Source organism: Nonomuraea sp. NPDC050478, assembly GCF_044458265.1.
Lineage (GTDB): Bacteria > Actinomycetota > Actinomycetes > Streptosporangiales > Streptosporangiaceae > Nonomuraea > Nonomuraea ferruginea.
Genome location: NZ_JBITHT010000005.1, coordinates 563267 through 581923 on the forward strand (window position 1 = coordinate 563267; position 18657 = coordinate 581923).

The 18657-nt window shown below is 70.9% G+C and carries 19 protein-coding genes; 6 read left to right on the forward strand and 13 right to left on the reverse strand.

Annotated elements, in window-relative coordinates; all coding sequences use genetic code 11:
• Positions 1-3: 3 nt before the first annotated feature.
• Entirely contained in the window at positions 4-561 is a 558-nt protein-coding gene (locus tag ACIBF7_RS27465; RefSeq protein ID WP_364225760.1) for an NAD(P)H-dependent oxidoreductase, read from the forward strand.
• Here the strand turns inward: ACIBF7_RS27465 and ACIBF7_RS27470 are convergent.
• The 3 genes from ACIBF7_RS27470 to ACIBF7_RS27480 are packed head-to-tail and all read right to left on the reverse strand — an operon-like array spanning position 551 to position 4342.
• The gene (locus ACIBF7_RS27470; protein WP_397198475.1) at positions 551-2512 is read right to left on the reverse strand and encodes an acetoacetate--CoA ligase; all 1962 of its coding nucleotides are present in this window, start codon (positions 2510-2512) and stop codon (positions 551-553) included. The genes ACIBF7_RS27465 and ACIBF7_RS27470 overlap by 11 nt on opposite strands.
• A gap of 58 nt (positions 2513-2570) precedes the next feature.
• Positions 2571-3428 carry a serine hydrolase gene (locus tag ACIBF7_RS27475; protein WP_148034202.1) on the reverse strand — a complete coding sequence of 286 codons (858 nt, stop codon included), beginning with the start codon at positions 3426-3428 and terminating at the stop codon, positions 2571-2573.
• Positions 3425-4342, reverse strand: coding sequence for a LysR family transcriptional regulator (locus ACIBF7_RS27480; protein WP_397198476.1), 918 nt, complete (start codon positions 4340-4342; stop codon positions 3425-3427). Before ACIBF7_RS27480 ends, ACIBF7_RS27475 begins: the two co-directional genes overlap by 4 nt.
• Before the next feature lie 107 nt (positions 4343-4449).
• On the opposite strand from ACIBF7_RS27480, the gene ACIBF7_RS27485 reads away from it, so the two are divergent.
• Complete coding sequence (locus tag ACIBF7_RS27485; protein WP_397198477.1) at positions 4450-6036, forward strand: penicillin-binding transpeptidase domain-containing protein; 1587 nt, start codon at positions 4450-4452, stop codon at positions 6034-6036.
• 37 nt (positions 6037-6073) lie between these two features.
• Here ACIBF7_RS27485 and ACIBF7_RS27490 read toward each other — a convergent pair whose 3' ends face one another.
• From ACIBF7_RS27490 to ACIBF7_RS27530, 9 genes are all read right to left on the reverse strand, one after another.
• On the reverse strand, positions 6074-6781 hold the full coding sequence (locus ACIBF7_RS27490) for an HAD family hydrolase (RefSeq protein ID WP_148034924.1): 708 nt from the start codon (positions 6779-6781) through the stop codon (positions 6074-6076).
• An 82-nt stretch (positions 6782-6863) separates the two neighbouring features.
• Positions 6864-7490, reverse strand: a complete 627-nt coding sequence (locus ACIBF7_RS27495) for an HAD family hydrolase (RefSeq protein WP_148034205.1) — start codon at positions 7488-7490, stop codon at positions 6864-6866.
• A gap of 1 nt (position 7491) precedes the next feature.
• On the reverse strand, positions 7492-8016 hold the full coding sequence (locus tag ACIBF7_RS27500) for a DUF6912 family protein (RefSeq protein ID WP_148034206.1): 525 nt from the start codon (positions 8014-8016) through the stop codon (positions 7492-7494).
• A 31-nt stretch (positions 8017-8047) separates the two neighbouring features.
• Positions 8048-8695: an HAD family phosphatase gene (locus tag ACIBF7_RS27505; RefSeq protein WP_271276704.1), complete on the reverse strand. Its 648-nt coding sequence runs from the start codon at positions 8693-8695 to the stop codon at positions 8048-8050.
• Positions 8696-8750: 55 nt separating this feature from the next.
• Positions 8751-10058 carry a beta-N-acetylhexosaminidase gene (nagZ, locus tag ACIBF7_RS27510; RefSeq protein WP_148034207.1) on the reverse strand — a complete coding sequence of 436 codons (1308 nt, stop codon included), beginning with the start codon at positions 10056-10058 and terminating at the stop codon, positions 8751-8753.
• A gap of 69 nt (positions 10059-10127) precedes the next feature.
• Positions 10128-10388: an HPr family phosphocarrier protein gene (locus tag ACIBF7_RS27515; protein ID WP_148034208.1), complete on the reverse strand. Its 261-nt coding sequence runs from the start codon at positions 10386-10388 to the stop codon at positions 10128-10130.
• A gap of 47 nt (positions 10389-10435) precedes the next feature.
• Entirely contained in the window at positions 10436-10882 is a 447-nt protein-coding gene (locus ACIBF7_RS27520) for a PTS glucose transporter subunit IIA (RefSeq protein ID WP_148034209.1), read from the reverse strand.
• A gap of 11 nt (positions 10883-10893) precedes the next feature.
• A complete protein-coding gene (locus ACIBF7_RS27525) occupies positions 10894-11130 on the reverse strand; it encodes a glucose PTS transporter subunit EIIB (RefSeq protein ID WP_148034210.1) in 237 nt (78 codons plus the stop codon).
• A gap of 50 nt (positions 11131-11180) precedes the next feature.
• On the reverse strand, positions 11181-12203 hold the full coding sequence (locus ACIBF7_RS27530; RefSeq protein ID WP_378525255.1) for an SIS domain-containing protein: 1023 nt from the start codon (positions 12201-12203) through the stop codon (positions 11181-11183).
• Between the two features lie 136 nt (positions 12204-12339).
• Here ACIBF7_RS27530 and ACIBF7_RS27535 point away from each other — a divergent pair, with 136 nt between their 5' ends.
• From ACIBF7_RS27535 to ACIBF7_RS27545, 3 genes are all read left to right on the forward strand, one after another.
• Positions 12340-13080 (forward strand): GntR family transcriptional regulator, encoded by a 741-nt coding sequence (locus tag ACIBF7_RS27535; RefSeq protein WP_219543557.1) that lies wholly within the window; start codon positions 12340-12342, stop codon positions 13078-13080.
• Between the two features lie 24 nt (positions 13081-13104).
• The gene (locus tag ACIBF7_RS27540) at positions 13105-14433 is read left to right on the forward strand and encodes a PTS transporter subunit EIIC (protein WP_397198478.1); all 1329 of its coding nucleotides are present in this window, start codon (positions 13105-13107) and stop codon (positions 14431-14433) included.
• Between the two features lie 180 nt (positions 14434-14613).
• A complete protein-coding gene (locus ACIBF7_RS27545; protein WP_397198479.1) occupies positions 14614-14991 on the forward strand; it encodes an Rv3235 family protein in 378 nt (125 codons plus the stop codon).
• Between the two features lie 316 nt (positions 14992-15307).
• Here the strand turns inward: ACIBF7_RS27545 and secA are convergent, their stop codons facing one another.
• The gene (secA, locus tag ACIBF7_RS27550; protein ID WP_219543558.1) at positions 15308-18103 is read right to left on the reverse strand and encodes a preprotein translocase subunit SecA; all 2796 of its coding nucleotides are present in this window, start codon (positions 18101-18103) and stop codon (positions 15308-15310) included.
• A gap of 224 nt (positions 18104-18327) precedes the next feature.
• On the opposite strand from secA, the gene ACIBF7_RS27555 reads away from it, so the two are divergent.
• On the forward strand, positions 18328-18588 hold the full coding sequence (locus ACIBF7_RS27555; protein ID WP_148034216.1) for an HGxxPAAW family protein: 261 nt from the start codon (positions 18328-18330) through the stop codon (positions 18586-18588).
• Positions 18589-18657: the final 69 nt, after the last annotated feature.

Consider the following 18657-nt stretch of genomic DNA (forward strand, 5'->3'; position numbering starts at 1 on the left):
TTCATGATCAGGATTGGCATCGTCATCGGCAGCACCAGGCCCGGACGGGCGGCCGAGACCGTCGCCCGCTGGGTGCACGACCTGGCGGTCAAGCGCGGCGACGCGGACTACGAGCTGGTCGACCTGCAGGACTTCGCGCTGCCGCACCTGGACGAGGCGGTGCCCGCCGCCATGGGCCAGTACGCGCGTGAACACACGAAGGCGTGGTCGGAGCGGATCTCCGGGCTCGACGGCTTCGTGTTCGTCACCCCCGAGTACAACCACTCGTACACGGGGGCGCTGAAGAACGCCATCGACTTCCTCTTCCACGAGTGGGGCGACAAGTCCGCGGGCCTGGTCAGCTACGGCGTCGACGGCGGGGCGCGGGCGGCCGAGCACCTGCGGCAGGTGCTCGGCCAGGTCAAGATCGCCGACGTGCCGGCCCAGGTCACGCTCTCGCTCTACACCGACTTCGAGAACATGAGCGTGCTGACCCCCGGTCCGCACCAGGAGGAACGCGTCACGGTCATGCTCGACCAGGTCGGCTCGTGGGCGAAGGCGCTGCGCCCGCTCAGGGTGTGAAGTAGCGCAGCACCTCGGGGTTGGCCATGGCGTCGGGGTTGGCCGCCTGCTCGACGGGCGTGCCGAGCAGGATCTTGCGTACCGGCACCTCGAGCTTCTTGCCCGACAGCGTGCGCGGGATGCCGGGCACCGCGTGGATCTCGTCGGGCACGTGGCGGGGCGACAGCTCCTTGCGCAGCGCCGTGCGGATCGCCCGCTCCACCTCGGGGGTCATGTCGGCCCCGTCGGCGAGCGTCACGTACAGCAGCAGCCGCCCTTCCTGCCCGAGCTGACCGGTGTCGATGACGAGGCTGTCGGCCACCTCGCCGAACCGCTCCACGACCCGGTAGAACTCGCTGGTGCCCATCCGGACGCCGCCCCGGTTCAGCGTCGAGTCGGAGCGGCCGTAGATGACGCAGCTGCCGTCGTCGTTCAGCTTGATCCAGTCGCCGTGGCGCCACACGCCCGGGTAGACGTCGAAGTAGCTCTCCCGGTAGCGCTCGCCGTCGGGGTCGTTCCAGAACCCGACCGGCATCGAGGGCATCGGCGCCGTGATGACCAGCTCGCCGACCTCGCCGACGACCGCCTTGCCGCTGGGGTCGAAGGACTCAACCTTCGCCCCCAGCGACCGGCACGGGATGACCCCGGCCCTGATCGGATGGAGCATGGTGGCCCCGACGAACCCGGTGCAGACGTCGGTGCCGCCGGAGAACGACCCGATCGGCACCCCCGGCAACCGCTCGCTCACCCAGGCGAACCCCTCCGGCGGCAGCGGCGACCCGGTCGAGCCGACCCCGCGCAGCCGCTCCAGCCCTTCGGGGACGACCCCGGCCTTCATCGAGGCCATGAGGTACGGCGCCCCCACCCCGAAGTAGGTCACCCCCTCGGAGGCGGCGATCCGCCACAGCGCGGCGGGCGACGGATGGGCGGCCGAGCCGTCGTAGAGCACCGGGGTGGCCCCCACCAGCAGGGCGCCGATGAGGTAGTTCCACATCATCCAGCCGGTCGTGGTGTACCAGAAGAACACATCGCTCTCACCCAGGTCCTGGTGGAAGGAGAGCGACTTGAGGTGTTCCAGCACGACGCCGCCGTGGCCGTGCACGATCGGCTTGGGCAGCCCGGTCGTGCCGCTGGAGTAGAGGATCCACAGCGGGTGGCCGAACGGCACCCGCTCGAACTCCAGCGGCCCCGCCACCGCGCGCAGCCCCTCCCAGCCGATCACCTCGCCGTGCGGCACCTCGGCGGTGTCCGGCCGCGCGGGCTCGGCGTGCTGCGGCGGCCGCCCGTCCTCGGCGGCGGCGAGGTACGGGATCCACACGGTGGCGCGCAGGCTGGGCAGCGCGGCGGCGATCTCGTTGACCGCGTCCGATCGGTCGAAGCTCTTGCCGTTGTAGCGGTAGCCGTCGACCGCGATGAGCACCTTGGGCTCGATCTGCGTGAACCGGTCGACCACGCTCGGCACCCCGAAGTCGGGCGAGCCGGCCGACCAGATCGCGCCGAGCGAGGCGGTCGCCAGGAACGCGATCAGCGCCTGCGGGATGTTCGGCAGGTAGCCGGCCACCCGGTCGCCGCGCCCGACCCCGAGCCGCACCAGGCCGGCCCGCACCCGGGCGACCTCGTCACGCAGCTCGGCGTACGAGATCTCCTGGCGGGCGCCGTCTTCCGAGACGAACACGACCGCGGTGCCCTCGGTGCGCCGCAGGGCGTTCTCCGCGTAGTTGACGGCGGACCCGGTGAACCATTCGGTGCCGGGCATCGTCCCAGAGATGACGGGCCCGTCGCCACGCTCTCCGACCACCTGGAAGTAGTCCCAGATCGACGACCAGAACTCCGCCGGGTGGTCGACCGACCACTGCCACACGTCCTCGTACGCCTCGCCGGGGCGGCCCAGCCACGCCAGATAGCGTGTCAGCTCGGCGCGGGCCACGATCTCGTCGGTCGGTTCCCAGAGAAGTGCACCTTCAGCAACCATGTGCCCCATCCTGTCGGCAGGCCGGGCGGGATTCATACCCGCGTTCCCACATAACTTGCTAGCGCCTCAGGTGGTCCACCGCCATACGCGCGGCCGTGCCGATCACCGCGTCGGCGCGCGGATGGTTGAGTGCGGCGCTGAAGGCGCGGGTGATGACCGCCACGGCGTAGCGGCCGCCGTCGGGATACTCGACCACGCCCGCCTCGCCGCGCATCGTCGGCAGCGTGCCGGTCTTCCCGCTGACCGCCACGTCGTCGTACGGGAAGCCGGCGGCCAGCCGGTGCGGCCAGACCTGGAGGTTGAGCACGGTGCGCATCCACGCGCAGGACTCGGGCGAGGCGGCCTCGTCGTGCCAGATCAGCCCGAACAGGCGGGCCAGCTCGCGCGGGGTGCTGCGGTTGGTGCGGGCGGGGTCGAGCGCCCGCATCCTGGCCAGGTCCTCCGGGTCGAGGTACGGCCAGCCGTGCCCGGTGTCGACCGCCATGCTCCCGTTGGTCTCCCCCGCGGTCATCAGCACGCGGGTGGCCTCGAACCCGAACCCTTCCAGCATGGCGTTGACCGCGTCCATGCCGACCCTGGACAGCAGCGCGTCGGCGGCGGTGTTGTCGCTCACCGCGATCATCAGGTAGGCGAGGTCCCGCAGCGACATGGTCACGTCGTCGTGCATGGCCGACAGCCCCGTGGGGCCGGCGGCCCGGTCGGCGGCGGTGACGGTCACCCGGCCGGTCAGGTCGAGCAGCCCGGCGTCGGCCTGCCGGCAGAGCTCGACCATCAGCGCCACCTTGAACATCGAGGCCATCGGCAGCCACTCGTCGGGGTCGTGGCCGACCTCCCGCCCGGAGTCGAGGTCGGCGGCGAACAGCCAGCCGGTCACGCCCGCCACCCGGAACAGCTCCGCGAACGCCGGCCCGGTCATGCCAGCATCCCCGGCCTCCGGCTGACCCGCCGCACGGGGGCCGCCGCCTCGTCCGTCATCCCGGCCCGCTCCTTAAGAATCCGTACGGCCAGCGCGGAGAAGCCCTTGACCGCCTCCGTCTCCGCCCGCCAGGCCGTGGAGACCCGATAGGCGATGGGGGAGCCTAGCAGCGGCCGCCAGGCCAGGCCCGGCACCTCCGCCCTGGGCGCGAACGCCACCGCCATCCCGGCCAGCACCAAGCCCAGCCCGGCGCCCTGGTGGACCTGGCCGGGCACGTAGCCGTGGCGGCGGCACTCGGCCAGCGTCTCGGCGTGCATGCCGGGCTCCCCCTCTCTGGGCGGCATCAGCAGCTCGCGCCCGCCGAGGTCGGCCAGGTGCAGCTCGCCCGCGCGGGCCAGCGGGTCGCTCTCGGCCAGCAGCACGCCCTGCGGCTGCACCAGCAGCGGGCCGAAGCCGAGCCCGGGGGCGTTCACCGGGTGGCGCACCAGGCCCACGTCGATCGTGCCGCCGGCCAGCGCCGTCACCTGGTCGGCCGTCCAGATCTCCGCCGGCGCGAGCCGTACGCCCGGACTGGTCTCGCGGAAGCCCTCGACCAGGGCGGCGATCGCGGCGGCGGCCAGGTCGGGCGGCACGCCGACCTTCAGCACGGCGCCCTCGCCGTGGCGGGCCAGCTCGTGCAGCCTGTCGACCCTGGCCACGATCTCCCTCGCCTCGCCGAGCAGCAGCCTGCCCGCCTCGGTGAGCCGGACCTGGCGTCCGCCCCGGTCGAACAGCCGCACGCCCAGCTCCTCCTCCAGGCGCTTGATGCGCTGGCTGAGGGGCGGCTGGGCCATGCCGAGCCGGATCGCGGCGTTGCCGAAGTGGAGCTCCTCCGCGACGACGGTGAAGTAGCGGAGGTGGCGGACCAGGTCCATGGCCAGCCACTATATCTAGATATATATCGATGAGGGCTATATATCAGTATTGGACAGGCTGTGTCGGGCTCTGCTGTCCTCGTCGCATGGCTTCGCAAATGGGGGAAATGTACGCATATCTGCAGCCGGAGGCCGCTCCCCGGCGCAGGAGACGCAGGTGGCCGTGGATCGGGGCCGCGATCATGGTGCCGGTGGTCGCCGCGGGGACCGTATGGGCGCTGCGCACCACGGGCTCGCCGGAAGAGGTGGCCGACGCCTACCTGACGGCGTGGAGCGGGGGCGACTACGCGGCGATGCGGGAGCTGGTCGCCGACCCGCCCGCCGACTTCGAGCGCCGCCACCGCCGCTTCCTCGCCGACCTGAAGGCCGAGCACATCACGCTGCGGCGGCACGTGCCCAACGGCGTCTTCGCCGCGAGCGCCGAGGACACCGGCTCGGTCAGCTTCACCGCCGCCGTGCAGGGCGCGGGCGACTGGAGGTACGGCGGGGAGCTGAAGGTCGTCGAGCGGGACCGCACCTGGAAGATCGACTGGAGCCCGGCCGCGCTCCACCCGGAGCTGACCGGGAACCGGTCGATCAGGCTCATCCGGGTCGAGGACGAGGCCACCCCGGTGCTCGCCGCCGACGGCACCCGGGTCGACGCCCCCGGCTCCCCCGGCTCGGTGCAGCAGCTCGTCGCGGGGCTGCGCGAGACCTACCCCGACCGGTTCGCCGAGACCAAGAGCAACCTCGTGCGGCTGTACGAGGGAGGCAAACCGGTCAAGACCCTGTCGGGGACGCGCGAGAAGGAGCCCGTGCGCATCACGGTCGACCTGAAGGTGCACGCGGCCGGCGCCGCGGCGCTGGAGGACGTGGACAAGCCGGCCGCGCTGGTGGCGCTGCGGCCCTCCACCGGGGAGATCCTGGCCGCGGTGAACAAGCCCGGCGGGTTCAACCGGGCGCTGCTCGGCAAGTACCCGCCGGGCTCGACGTTCAAGGTGGTGACCGCCGCCGCGCTGGTCGCCAGCGGGGCCGAGCCGGACGCGGACGTGTCCTGCCCGGCCGAGCAGAACATCGGCGGCTTCCCGTTCCACAACGCCGGGTTCAAGGACTTCGGCACGCTGTCGTTCCGTGACGCGTTCGCGCACTCGTGCAACACGACGTTCGGCGACATGACGGTGTCGGGCCTGGGCGCCGAGCGCCTGGCGGAGGTGGCGCGGAGCTTCGGCTTCGGCGAGAAGATCACCCCGGGGGTGCCGGCGGTCAAGGCCGACTTCCCCGCCCCGAAGGACGCCACCGACCTCGCCTCGGCCTCCATCGGGCAGGGCAGGGTGCTGGCCAGCCCGCTCAACATGGCGTCGGTGGCCGCCGCGATCGCCGACGGCGCCTGGCGCCCACCCCGGCTCGTGGCCGAGGAGGCGGTGCCCGACCGCACGCTGCGGCCGCGGCCGCTGGAGGACGACGTGGTGGCCGCGCTGCGCGACCTCATGCCCGCCGTCGTCACCGACGGCACCGCGCACGCCGTGCGCTTCCCGCCCGGCACCGCGGGCAAGACCGGCACCGCCGAGTACGGCTCGGGCGAGGAGCCGCCCTCGCACGCGTGGTTCATCGGCTACCGGGGCGACCTGGCCTTCGCCGTCGTGGTGGAAGGCGGGGGCGCGGGCTCCGCGGTGGCGGCCCCGGTCGCGGCCCGTTTCCTGCGTGAGCTGAGCTGATCATCCCGCGCCTTCGGAACCGGCCTGGTCGCCCTGATCAGCCCGCCTTGCGGTCCATCGGGCTGGTCAGCGCGGCGACCGCCGCCACCACCTCGGCGGCGTTCGACAGGTCGGGCAGCACGATGTCGGCCCCCGCCTCGCGCAGCTCGGCCGCCGTCGCGCGCCCCGAGGCCACCGCGACCATCCCGGCCCCGCCGATGCGGGCCGCCTGCACGTCACGCGCCGAGTCGCCGATCATCACCGTGTTGGCCGAGGTGAACGGGACGCCCAGGCGCTCCTTGGCCCGGCCCTGGGCGACCTGCAGCAGGCTCGCCTTCGGGTAGGGCTCCTCGCCGTAGCCGCCGAGCTCGAAGTCGACGTACTTGTCGAGCCCGAACGCCTTGAGCTTGAGCACCGCGTTGCTCTTGATCGTGCCGGTCAGCACGGCCTGGATCGCGCCGTCGAGCCGGGCCACGGACCTGAGCGCGTCCTTGGCCCCGGCCATCATCCGGCCCTCCTTGGCCAGCCGCTTGCGCCGGTCGGCGAAGGCCGCGGACAGCGCGTCGAGGAAGCGCGGCAGGTGGTCGTCGTCGGCGACGACGCCGTTGACGGCCAGCGTCTCGAAGATGATCTCGGAGTCGGGCCGGCCCATCGGCGGCACCAGCTTGACCAGCGGCCGCCCGGTCACGGCGCGGAACGCCTCGGCGTAGGCGTCTCTGGTCACGATCGCCACGTCGACCAGCGTGAGGTCGACGTTCCACAGCACCAAGCGGTTGATGGCAGCCTCCTGAAAGCGAACCCTGCCAGGTTACGGCCAACTCCGCCGCCGGGGCCGCCCTCCGCCGGTTTCAGGTATGGTCGAGCGCCTCGGCGAGCGTGTCGACGACCGGGAAGCCTGTCGACTCCAGCTCCTCCCTGGTCGACATGCCCCCGGTGTAGAGCACCGCGCGGGCGCCGACGTGGCGGGCCGCCACCCCGTCGTCGACGCTGTCGCCGATCACCAGCACGTCGCGCGGGCGCACGCCGACCGAGGCGATGTGGGCCTCCATGTGGGCCGCCTTCTCCCCGCCCGTCACGCCGAGCAGCCCGTCGACCCGGTTGAAGTGGCGGGTGATGCCGAACGAGTCGACCTTCGGCACGAGATGGGAGTGCGGCGCCATGGAGCAGAGCGACTGCGTACCCGTCCACGTGGTCAGCGTCACCTCGGCGTCGGCGGCCAGCCCGCAGACGCCGCTCAGGCGGTAGTAGGCGTCGTGGAAGCCGTCGTCGAGCAGCTCCCACTCCCCCTCGGTCAGCGGCCTGCCCAGCATCCGCTCGTACGCGACCCAGATGGGCCTGGTGTAGACGGCGCGGAACCCGTCGGCGGTGAGCGGGGGCAGCTCGTACGCCTTGAAGACCTCGTTGGTGGCTCCGACCACGGCGTCGATGTCGTGGAAGAGGGTGCCGTTCCAGTCCCACACGATGTGCTTCGTCATGTCACCCGCCTGCCTGGTCGAGGGTCAGGAGGTCGGGGATCTCCTGCGTCGCGTACCACATCAGCTCGTGGGCCTCGGCGCCGTCGACGACGAACCGGGCGTCGTCGTCGCCCCCGTCGGCGTCGGGGAGCGCGGCGACGGCCGCCTTGACGTCGGCGACCGCGTACTCGTCGTCGACGTGCACGGCCGCCACCTTGGCCAGCGGGACCGGCTCGGCGACCCGCACCCTGCCCTTCTCCTCCACGTCGGCGTTCGCCTGGATGGCGCCGTCGGCCACCTCGGCGGCCACCACGACGCGGCGGGGCGCGGCGTGCACGCCGTCGGCCAGATCGGCGGCGAGCATGCGCAGCGAGGCGCGGGCGGCCTCGGTGAGTGCGACGTACTCGAGCTCCTCGGTGTCGCCCGAGGCGTACCACTCGACCAGCGCGGGCGTCACCGCGTAGCCGGTCAGCGGGGCGGGGCCGAGCTCGCCGGTCTCGACGGCCCTGGCCAGCGCCGGCAGGGTGCACGGCAGGTAGACGCGCATCAGGAACCTTTCGCAGCTTGCACGGGCACCATCATGCCCGCCGCAGCGGGAGCCGGAGGAGAGACTCGAGTTCCAGGATGGTGGTGTCCGGTTCGCGGTGGTGGATGCCGGCGATGCCGAGCGCGCGGGCGGCCACGATGTTGGCCTCGATGTCGTCGATGAACACGCACGACTCGCCCGGCTGCCCGATCAGGTCCAGCGCGTGGTGGAAGATGCGGGGCTCGGGCTTGCGCATGCCCACCTCGCCGGAGATGACGACCGCGTCGAAGACCTCGTCCCAGCCGTCGCGCTCGTAGGTGTTGGACCAGGAGTTGGACAGCAGGCACGTCTTCACGCCGTGCCCGCGCACCTCGCGCAGCATGTCGTACATGGCCTCGGCCCGTTCGAACCCGGCGAACATGCGCGTCAGCAGGCCCTCGGCCACGGGCGGCATGCCGTCGAGCGTCAGCAGCCGGGCCGCCAGGTCGCGCTCGAAGGCGGCCCCGTCGAGCTCGCCGCGCTCCAGGGCGTGGATCGCGTTCTCCTCGTCCTCCCCGCTGTAGGCGACCTCGACCAGCTCGCGCATGACCGCACGGTAGTGCTCACCGTCGATGCGGTCGGCGTCGATCCACTTGGCGATGGAGTCGGCCATGCTGGTGGTCAGCACACCACCCCAGTCGATCAGCACCCCGGTGACCACACTGCCTCCCTACTCACGGAAATCAGGTTAAAGAGTAAAGGGTCGGGCGCCGCCGTCAGCGCACGCGGGCGGCCAGCCTGCGGTGCTCGGCCGAGCGCACCACCTCGGCCGCCTTCTCCGCCGAGACGACGGGCGGCTCGCCGAGCAGGCCGCGCTCCTTCTTGAGCGTGAGGAGCCTGGTGACCGACTCGTCCAGCCGGGCCTTGGAGACGCGGCCCGACTCGACCGCCTTCAGCACCGCCTGATACTGCTTCGGCAGGTCGTTGGGCATCAGCAGCAGGTCGGCGCCGGCCAGCACGGCGCGGACCGCGACCTCGCCGTCGTCGTACTTCACCCGGGCTCCGGCCATGTTGAGCGCGTCGGTGGAGATGACGCCTTTAAAGCCGAGCTCCTTCCTGAGCAGCCCGGTCAGGATCGGCTTGGACAGCGTGGCCGGGTCGCCCGACGGGTCCAGCTTGGGGAACACGATGTGCGCGGTCATGATCGCGTCGACCCCGGCGGCGATGGCGGCCTTGAACGGCGGCGCGTCCAGGCGCTCCCACTGGGCCCTGGTGTGCTTGATCACCGGCAGGCCGGTGTGGCTGTCGATCCGGGTGTCGCCGTGGCCGGGGAAGTGCTTGGCCGTGGCGGCCACCCCGGCGGCCTCGAAGCCCTTGACGGCGGCGCCGACCATCTTGGCCACCTCGCCGGGCCGGTTCCCGTACGCGCGCTCGCCGATCACCGGGTTCTTCGGATCGATGTTGACGTCGGCCACCGGCGCGAAGTCGAGGTTGACGCCGAGAGCCCGCAGTTCCTCGCCGGTGGCCTGGGCCACCTCGCGCGCCACCGAGGGCTTGCCGGTGGCGCCGATCCTGGCGGCGCCGGGGAAGCGGGTCATCACCGCGGACATCCGCGACACCAGGCCGTTCTCCTGGTCGGTGCCGATCAGCAGCGGGAGGTCGGCGGACTTCTGCAGCCCGTTGGTCAGCCCTACAACCTGGCCGACGCTCTTGACGTTGGCCGGGAACAGGATGACGCCGCCCAGGTGGTACTTGGCGACGACCTTCTCCGGGGTCTGGGCGCCGTAGCGGGCCTGGTTCTCGCCGGAGACGGTGTCGGCCGCGGTGCCGTAGACGACCGGCATGAACAGCTGGCCGACCTTCTCCCGAACGCTCATCCCGGCCAGCGCCCGCTTGACGGGGTCGGCGGCCGGGGCGGCTCTGGACCCGGTGGCGGTGGGCTCGGCGGGCCGGCCGGTGGCTTCGGTGGCGGGACTCGCCTCGGACGCGGGCGGCTTCGCGGCGGGGGCGACGTCCGCCGCCCCGCCGCCGCATGCCGTGAGTGCCACCGCCAGGAGACTCGCCGTACCGATCCGTCGCAACATGAATCCCACGCTATCCATGACCGGCGGATGCGCCGTCCCCTTTTTCCACAGGACCGCCAGGGACGGGGGTCAGGGGGTCGAGGCGATGTCCGCGAGCCGGTCGAGGATCTCCTCCGACCCGTCGCCCTCCGCCCTGATGACGATCTCTTCGCCCTTGCGGACATCGAGCGCCATGATCTGCAGGATGCTCTTGCCGTTGATCGGATCGCCGCCCGACGACCGCGCCACCGTGACGTCCATCGGTGCCTTCATCGCCATCTGCACGAACGTGGCCGCCGGGCGGGCATGCAACCCCACCTCCGCGGCCACGGTCGCCTTCCGTTCGCCCATGGGCTCCTCCTTCTTCTCCGGTCCGGACCAGCCGGACCCCTGTCGCGTCACGTCCATTGGAACAGCTCGTCGCCGGCCCGTACCGTGCCTTCGGCCAGAGCCGTCACCGCCGAGTCGAGCGCGTCCAGCGCCACCACGGGGCAGACGGGTGAGCGCCCGCCCGCCTCGATCTCGGTGGGATCCCAGGCCACGACGGGCTGGCCGGCGCTCACCCGGTCGCCTTCCGCCGCGAGCAACCGGAACCCCCTCCCCTTGAGCTGCACCGTGTCGATGCCCAGATGCACCAGCACGCCCCTGCCGTCATCGCCCACGATGACGTACGCGTGCGGATGCAGTTTCATGATTTTTCCAGTGATGGGGGCGACTGCCTCGCCCGGCCCCCTGCTGGGGTCGATCGCCGTCCCCGGCCCCACCATGCCGGCCGAGAACACCGGGTCGGGCACGGCGGCCAGCCCCACCGCCGCGCCCTCCACCGGGGCGAGAACAGTCGTCATGGCCCCGCCCTCTAGCCGATGATGTCCTCGATGTCGCTCGCGATGGTGTCCGCCTCCGGGCCGACGACGACCTGGATCACGTTGCCCGCCGCCATCACCCCGTGGGCGCCCGCGGCCCTGAGCGCGGCCTGGTCGACCTTGGACGTGTCGTGCACCTCCGTGCGCAGGCGGGTGATGCAGGGTTCGATGTCGATGATGTTGCCGGCTCCGCCCAGACCGGCGATGAGCGCGTTCACGTCCGCCGCCATCAGGCCCTCCTCGTCCGTGGCTGTGCGACCAGGCTACTCAGGCGCCGGGTTCAGTCGGTCTGGGTGACCTTGTTCAGGCCGCGCGGCGCGTCAGGGTCGATGCCCAGCCGCCGGGCGAGCGCCTCGGTGAGCAGCTGCCCCGGCACGATGAGGCCCATCGGGGCCACCCATTCGGGCAGGTCGGGGCCGTTCATCGCGGCCGTGCCGGCCGCGGCCAGCGCCCTGCCGCCGCCGATCGTGTACGCCGCCGCGCCCGCCGAGACGACCCGCTCGGCCAGCGCCACCGTGCCCTGCAGCGTGGGGCCGCTCTCGGCGGCGACGAGCAGCGCCGGGGTGGCGTGGTCGACCACGGCGATCGGGCCGTGCAGCAGGTCGGCGTACGACAGGCCCATGGCGTGCAGGTAGCACGCCTCCTTAAGCTTCAGCGCGGTCTCCAGCGCGGTGGAGAAGGCCAGGCCGCGGCCGGAGACGACCACGCCGTGCTTGTCCGCGAGCCCGTCCACGACGGCGTCCACGTCACCGGGCTCGGCGATCAGCTTCTCCACGGCCTCGGGCACCCGCAGCAGGTCGGCCCGGTCCACGTCAGCGCCGAGCCCGATCGCCAGCACAGCCAGCGCGGCGAGCTGCGTGGTGTAGGTCTTGGTGGCGGGAACCGCCTCCTCCGTCCCCGCGACCGTGCACAGCGCCAGGTCGGCGGCCTGGGCGAGCGGGCTGTCCGGGCCGCCGTTGGTGACCCCGACAGTGGCGGCCCCGCAGTCCTTGGCCCAGGCCAGCGTCTCCACGATCTCTTCCGTACGGCCCGACTGGGAGATCGCGACGGCCAGCACGCCCTCCAGGTCGAGCTTGCGGCGGTAGGTGGTGGCGATGGACGGCGCGGCGAGCGCGGACAGCCGCCCGGCGTGGGATTCCACCAGATAGCGGCCGTAGACTGCGGCGTTGTCGGAGGTGCCACGTGCGACGAACAACAACTGCCGGGTCCGCTCACCCAGCGCCCGCACCTCGTCGATCCTGGGCAGCAGGGAGTCGATCGTGGCCCGCAGCGCCTCGGGCTGCTCGGCGATCTCGCTGCGCATCTTGGTCATCTGGGGGCTCATTCCTCGGGGAGTTAGCGTTCCGGACTTGACCCTGTTTCAAGACATGTGGTCTAGTCCGGACTAGACCAGTGAGAACCATAACCCATCAGACTGGCCCGAGCGAAGGGAGGATCCCGTGGCCCACATCGACCCGGACAGCCCGGTGCCCAAGTACTTCCAGCTCCGCGAGATCCTGCTCGACCTCATCGACAGCGACGAGCTGAGCATCGGCGCCGCGATCCCGTCCGAGCGCGAGCTCTGCCAGCGCTTCGGCCTGTCGCGGATGACCGTGCGGCAGGCGGTCGACCATCTGGTCTCCGAGGGCCGCCTGCACCGGGTGCCGGGCAAGGGCACGTTCGTCGCCCGGCCCAAGATCGAGCTGGCCCTGCAGCTCACGTCGTTCACCGAGGACATGCGCGCCAGGGGCATGGCGCCCGGCTCGCGCGACCTCGACCGGCGCACCATGCGCGCCAGCGCCCACCTGGCCAAGGAGCTGGGCATCCAGCCGGGCGAGGAGGTCCACTTCATCGAACGGCTGCGCACCGCCGACGGCGAACCGCTGTCGATCGAGCGCGCGCACATCCCGGTCAAGCTCGCCCCCGACCTGGCCGACCACGACCTGACCGGCAGATCGCTGTACGAGCTCCTGGAGAGCCGCTACGGGCTGGTCATGGACGCGGGCGAGCTGACCATAGACGGGGGGATAGCCGATCCGAGCGACGCCGACCTGCTCAAACTTCCCCGCGGCGGCGCCGTGCTGCTGCTCCAGCGCAGGTCGTTCTCCGGAGGCGTCTGCGCCGAGCTGGGCGTGTCCACCTACCGGGCGGACCGCTACCAGCTGCGCACCATACTCGAAATGCCCGCAAGACGGGGTTGAGGGCCCGACCCGGAGGAACACCCGGTGAACGAGACCACCACCGCCCGGCCTTCGCCGTTCTCACGCCTGATGAACGTGCTGCAGAGGCTGGGCCGCTCGCTCATGCTGCCCATCGCCGCCCTCCCCGCGGCCGCCCTGCTGCTCCGCTTCGGCCAGCCCGACATGCTGGGCGCCAACGGCGCCGAGCCCGGCGGGCTCGCCGACGTGGCGGGCTTCGCCTGGATGACCGAGGTCGCGGCCGTGCTGGCGGCGGCCGGCGAGGCGCTGTTCGAGAACCTCCCGCTGCTGTTCGCGGTGGGCGTGGCCATCGGCTTCGCGCGCAAGTCCGACGGCACGACGGCGCTCGCCGCCGTGGTCGGCTACCTGGTGTTCGACCGGGTGAGCAAGGTGATGTTCGCCGGTTCGGCCATCCGCGAGACCGTGACCCTGCGGCAGGCCGCGGACCAGGGCGTCATCGAGATCATCAACCACGGCATGCAGAACCCCACCAAGGTGCTCGGCGGCATCCTGATAGGGCTGGTCACCGCGCTGCTCTGGCAGCGCTTCCACCGGATCAAGCTGCCGTCGTGGCTGGCGTTCTTCGGCGGGCGGCGGTTCGTGCCCATTCTCACCGCCTTCGTGGCGCTCGGGCTCGGCGTGCTCATCGGCTGGGTGTGGCCGATTCTCGGCGAGTGGATCGGCCACGCCGGTGAGGCGCTGACCACCCTCGGGCCGCTCGGCACCGGCCTGTACGGGCTGATCAACCGGCTGCTCATCCCGCTCGGGCTGCACCACTTCGTCAACTCGATCGTCTGGCACGTGGTGCCCACCTGCGAGGTGGGCGGGCGGGTGCTCGGCGGCGACTGGAACTGCTACTTCGGCGGCGCCCCGGAGTCGGGGCAGTTCATGGCCGGGTTCTTCCCCGTCATGATGTTCGCGCTGCCGGCCGCCGCGCTGGCCATGTGGCGGGCCGCGCCCCCGCACCGGCGGGCCACGGTGGGCGGCATCATGCTGTCGGCGGCGCTGGCCTCGTTCGTCACCGGCATCACCGAGCCGATCGAGTTCGCGTTCATCTTCGTCGCGCCGCTGCTGCTGGCCGTGCACGCCGTGCTCACCGGGCTGGCCATGGCGCTGACCACGCTGATCGGCGGCCAGCTCGGCTTCGGCTTCTCGGCCGGGCTGCTCGACATGCTGCTCAACGCCAGCAAGTCCAACACCCAGAACCTGCCGGGCATCCTGCTGCTCGGGGTGGCGTACGGGGCGGTCTACTACGTGGTGTTCAGCTTCCTCATCAGACGGCTGAACATCATGACCCCGGGCCGCGAGCCGGAACCGGACGTGGACTCGGGCGAGGCCACCCCGATTCGGTCATGACATCGCGGCGTGGCCGAGGGTCCGCAACCCGGACGCGGCCACCCCAACTCGCGCTGACCTTCTTCGCCATCCACCGCGAACCAGGGCATGGATCGGGGAAGTTGGCGTGCCGTGTATCCCGGGGCCCGGCCGGAACCTCTTAGTACCGTCTCTCACCAGGAACGCCCCCGGAGGCTCCCGATGTCGCCCTCTCCCCAGGTCCACGGCTCGCTCGCGCTCGACACGCCCCTTGTCTGGGGCCCGCCCGGCACGCTCCCGGACGAGCGCCGGCTGCGCCACCTCGGCCAGGCGCTCGCCGAGGTCCTCTCCGGCCGTCGGCCCCCGGAGACGGTCGCCGACCGCCTCACCGGCCAGGCCTACCGCGAGCTCGTACGGGCCGGTCGCATGCTCGACACCCGCCGCCCGCCCTTCGTCGGCGTCCCGCACGTCAAGGAGCCCAGCGACGGCGTGGTGGAGATGTGCCTCCTGGTCCACTGCGGCGAGCGCGACCGCGTCCTGGCCCTGCGCCTGGAGCGCAGGGGCGTGCAGTGGCTCTGCACGGACTTCGAGACCGCCTGACGGCAAGCCGGCTCCAACCGAGCTTCCAGATCGTGTCGCGGGGCACGCGCGGTTCGTGCCCCGCGAGACGGAGCTCACCTGGAACAAGACGGGGCCCCAGGGTGCGACGGGTCCCGCCGGACCTCATGGTGAGCAGGGTGTTCCGGGGATGGGCGGCCCGACGCCTCCGACAGCCACCGGACGTTCCTCACGCTGAAGACCGGCTGCTCCACCCTGATCGTGCAGCGGGTTTCGGAATCCGCCGCCACCCACCTCTGAGCCGGACGCACGAGGACCCCCCGCCCGTCCGCCGGGCGAGGGGTCCTCGTGTCACGCGTCAGTTGCCGGCGTTCTTCGGGTCGCCGTGGCAGCGCTTGTACTTCTTGCCCGAGCCGCACGGGCACGGGGCGTTGCGCTCGACGTTGCCGTAGGCGGCGCGCTCGGCCGAGGTGGTGCGGACGCGGGTGTGTTCCACGTCGCCCTGCTCGCCGGGAGCGGTGTACTCCAGCTCCGCCGGGCGGTCGGGACCGCGGAGGCCGCGCGCGATGATGGAGCGCGTCTCGGCCAGCACCGGGTCTTCCTGCTCCTCGACGATGGGGTTCTCCTGAACCTCCACCTCCAGGTTGAACAGGAAGCCTACGGAGTCCTCCTTGATGCCCTCGAGCATCGCGTTGAACATCTCGAAGCCCTCGCGCTGGTACTCGATCTGCGGATCCTTCTGCGCGTAGGCCCGCATGCCGATGCCCTCGCGCAGGTAGTCCATCTCGTAGAGGTGCTCGCGCCACTTGCGGTCGAGGACGGACAGGATGACGCGCCGCTCGAGGTCGCGGGTCGCCTCGGCGCCCCACTCCTCCTCGCGCCTGGCGTACGCCTCCAGCGCGTCGGCCTTGACCCGCTCCCTGATCAGGTCGTCGGTGACGTTCTCCTGACCACCGGCCTCCTCCAGGAGGTCCTCAAGCTTGACGGAGATCGGGTAGAGGCCGGCGAACGCCTTCCACAGTTTCTCGAGGTCCCACTCCTCGGAGAACCCGTCGGAGGTGGCGCCGTCGACGTAGCCGTCGACCACGTTGCCGATGAAGCCGCGCACCTGCTCGTGCAGGTCGGCGCCCTCCAGCACGCGCCGGCGCTCGGCGTAGATCACCTTGCGCTGGCGGTTCATCACCTCGTCGTACTTGAGAACTTCCTTGCGGATCTCGAAGTTCTGCTGCTCGACCTGGTGCTGGGCGGAGGCGATGGCCTTAGAGACGATGCCGGACTCGATCGGCTGCTCGTCGGGGATGTTGAGGCGCGTCATGATCGCCTCGACCCTGACCGAGTTGAACAGGCGCATCAGGTCGTCGCCGAGCGACAGGTAGAAGCGGGACTCGCCCGGGTCGCCCTGGCGGCCGGAGCGACCGCGGAGCTGGTTGTCGATGCGGCGCGACTCGTGGCGCTCGGTGCCCAGCACGTAGAGGCCGCCCAGCTCGGTGACCTCGTCGTGCTCGGCCTTCACCGCGGCCTTGGCCTTCTCCAGCGCCTCGGGGTAGGCCTTCTCGTATTCCTCCGGCGTCTCGACCGGGTCGAGACCGCGCTGGCGCAGCTCCTGGTCGGCGCGGAACTCGGGGTTGCCGCCGAGCATGATGTCGGTGCCTCGACCGGCCATGTTGGTGGCGACGGTGACGGCGCCCTTGCGGCCCGCCTCGGCGATGATCGACGCCTCACGCGCGTGGTTCTTCGCGTTGAGGACCTCGTGCGTGACGCCTCGGCGCCTGAGCGCCTTGGACAGCCGCTCCGACTTCTCGACCGAGGTGGTGCCGACGAGGACGGGCTGGCCGTGCTCGTGGCGCTCCTTGATGTCGTCGACCACCGCGTTGAACTTGGCGTCCTCGGTCTTGTAGACGACGTCGGCCTGGTCCTTGCGGACCATCGGCCGGTTGGTCGGGATGGGGACCACGCCGAGCTTGTAGGTCTGGTGGAACTCGTTGGCCTCGGTGGTCGCCGTGCCGGTCATGCCGGCGAGCTTGGTGTAGAGGCGGAAGTAGTTCTGCAGGGTGATCGTGGCGAGAGTCTGGTTCTCGTCCTTGATCTTCACGCCTTCTTTGGCCTCGATGGCCTGGTGCATGCCCTCGTTGTAGCGGCGGCCGTGGAGGACGCGGCCGGTGAACTCGTCGACGATGAGGACCTCGCCGTCGGTGACGATGTAGTCCTTGTCCTTCTTGAACAGCTCCTTGGCCTTCAGGGCGTTGTTCAGGAAGCCGACCAGGTGGGTGTGCTCGGCCTTGTAGAGGTTGTCGATGCCGAGCCAGTCCTCGACCTTCTCGACGCCGGACTCGAGGATGCCGACCGTGCGCTTCTTCTCGTCGACGATGTAGTCGCCGGTGCTCTCCTCGCCGGGGTTCTTCGCCTCGACGCCGCGGCGGAGCCGAGGGACGATCTTGGCGAACTCCTGGTACCACTTCCCGGACTGCTCGCCCGGGCCGGAGATGATCAGCGGGGTCCTGGCCTCGTCGATGAGGATCGAGTCGACCTCGTCGACGACGGCGTAGTTGTGGCCGCGCTGCACGCACTCGTCGAGCCCCCACGCCATGTTGTCGCGCAGGTAGTCGAAGCCGAACTCGTTGTTGGTGCCGTAGGTGATGTCGGCGAAGTACTGCTTGCGGCGCTCGTCGGGCGCCTGGCCGGACAGGATCACCCCGACCTCAAGACCGAGGAAGCGGTGGACGCGGCCCATGTTCTCGGCGTCGCGCTTGGCCAGGTAGTCGTTGACCGTGACGACGTGGACGCCCTTGCCGGACAGCGCGTTGAGATAGGCGGGGAGGGTGCAGGTGAGGGTCTTGCCCTCGCCGGTCTTCATCTCCGAGATGTTGCCCATGTGGAGATTGGCGCCGCCCATGATCTGCACGTCGAAGTGGCGCTGACCGAGCACGCGGCGCGCGGCCTCGCGTACGGTGGCGAACGCTTCGGGAAGCAGGTCGTCGAGCGACTCGCCATCGGCATGGCGCTGCTTGAACTCGTCCGTCAGGGCGCGCAACTCCGCGTCGGACAGGCTCGTGAAGTCGTCCTCGATGGAGTTGACCTGGTCTGCGATCCGCTTGAGCTTACGCAGAGTCTTGCCCTCGCCGGCACGTAGGATCTTGTCGAGAATGGCTGCCACTTTATGTAAAGCTCCTCGCAGGTCTACCCCGGCGGCGCCGCCAGGAGGAGAGGCCGAGACAAACTTCCCCGTTGCCATCGTAGGCGGTTCTCCAACCAGACACAGCCACCGTGCCGACAAGGGCGCAGGACATGTCTGGGAGAATGTCAGGCGGGCTGATAGTACGCCGGTCAAAGGCCGGTTCGCCCCGATAACCGGGATATCCGGGCAAGGAGGGATTTGTCATGGTTGAGGGACAGAAGTCGGAGCAGACCGAGAATCTCGGTAGCCACGGCGGCCGCGCGTCCTCATGGCTGGCCGTGACGGTGATGCTGCTCGGCAGCGTCGTCGCCGGATTCGGCCTGACCATGGAGAACTGGATGGTCGTCTGGATCGGCGTCGGCCTGTTCGTGGTGGGCGGCATCCTCGCCCTCGTGTTCGACATCTTCACCGATGTGGTGATCGACGCGCCCCGGGTGGGGCTGAACGCCGAAGACCACCGCTGACGTTTCCCCCTCGGAGCGGGCACCGTCGAGGCGGCCCCTCCGAGAAGCACCCCCGACGGCGACGGGTTC

Coding starts and splice junctions, on each gene's coding strand:
- ACIBF7_RS27465 (WP_364225760.1), top strand. CDS start 4: ATGATCAGGATTGGCATCGTCATCGGCAGCACCAGGCCCGGACGGGCG.
- ACIBF7_RS27470 (WP_397198475.1), bottom strand. CDS start 2,512: ATGGTTGCTGAAGGTGCACTTCTCTGGGAACCGACCGACGAGATCGTG.
- ACIBF7_RS27475 (WP_148034202.1), bottom strand. CDS start 3,428: ATGACCGGGCCGGCGTTCGCGGAGCTGTTCCGGGTGGCGGGCGTGACC.
- ACIBF7_RS27480 (WP_397198476.1), bottom strand. CDS start 4,342: ATGGACCTGGTCCGCCACCTCCGCTACTTCACCGTCGTCGCGGAGGAG.
- ACIBF7_RS27485 (WP_397198477.1), top strand. CDS start 4,450: ATGTACGCATATCTGCAGCCGGAGGCCGCTCCCCGGCGCAGGAGACGC.
- ACIBF7_RS27495 (WP_148034205.1), bottom strand. CDS start 7,490: ATGACGAAGCACATCGTGTGGGACTGGAACGGCACCCTCTTCCACGAC.
- ACIBF7_RS27500 (WP_148034206.1), bottom strand. CDS start 8,016: ATGCGCGTCTACCTGCCGTGCACCCTGCCGGCGCTGGCCAGGGCCGTC.
- nagZ (WP_148034207.1), bottom strand. CDS start 10,058: ATGTTGCGACGGATCGGTACGGCGAGTCTCCTGGCGGTGGCACTCACG.
- ACIBF7_RS27515 (WP_148034208.1), bottom strand. CDS start 10,388: ATGGGCGAACGGAAGGCGACCGTGGCCGCGGAGGTGGGGTTGCATGCC.
- ACIBF7_RS27520 (WP_148034209.1), bottom strand. CDS start 10,882: ATGACGACTGTTCTCGCCCCGGTGGAGGGCGCGGCGGTGGGGCTGGCC.
- ACIBF7_RS27525 (WP_148034210.1), bottom strand. CDS start 11,130: ATGGCGGCGGACGTGAACGCGCTCATCGCCGGTCTGGGCGGAGCCGGC.
- ACIBF7_RS27530 (WP_378525255.1), bottom strand. CDS start 12,203: ATGCGCAGCGAGATCGCCGAGCAGCCCGAGGCGCTGCGGGCCACGATC.
- ACIBF7_RS27545 (WP_397198479.1), top strand. CDS start 14,614: ATGTCGCCCTCTCCCCAGGTCCACGGCTCGCTCGCGCTCGACACGCCC.
- ACIBF7_RS27555 (WP_148034216.1), top strand. CDS start 18,328: ATGGTTGAGGGACAGAAGTCGGAGCAGACCGAGAATCTCGGTAGCCAC.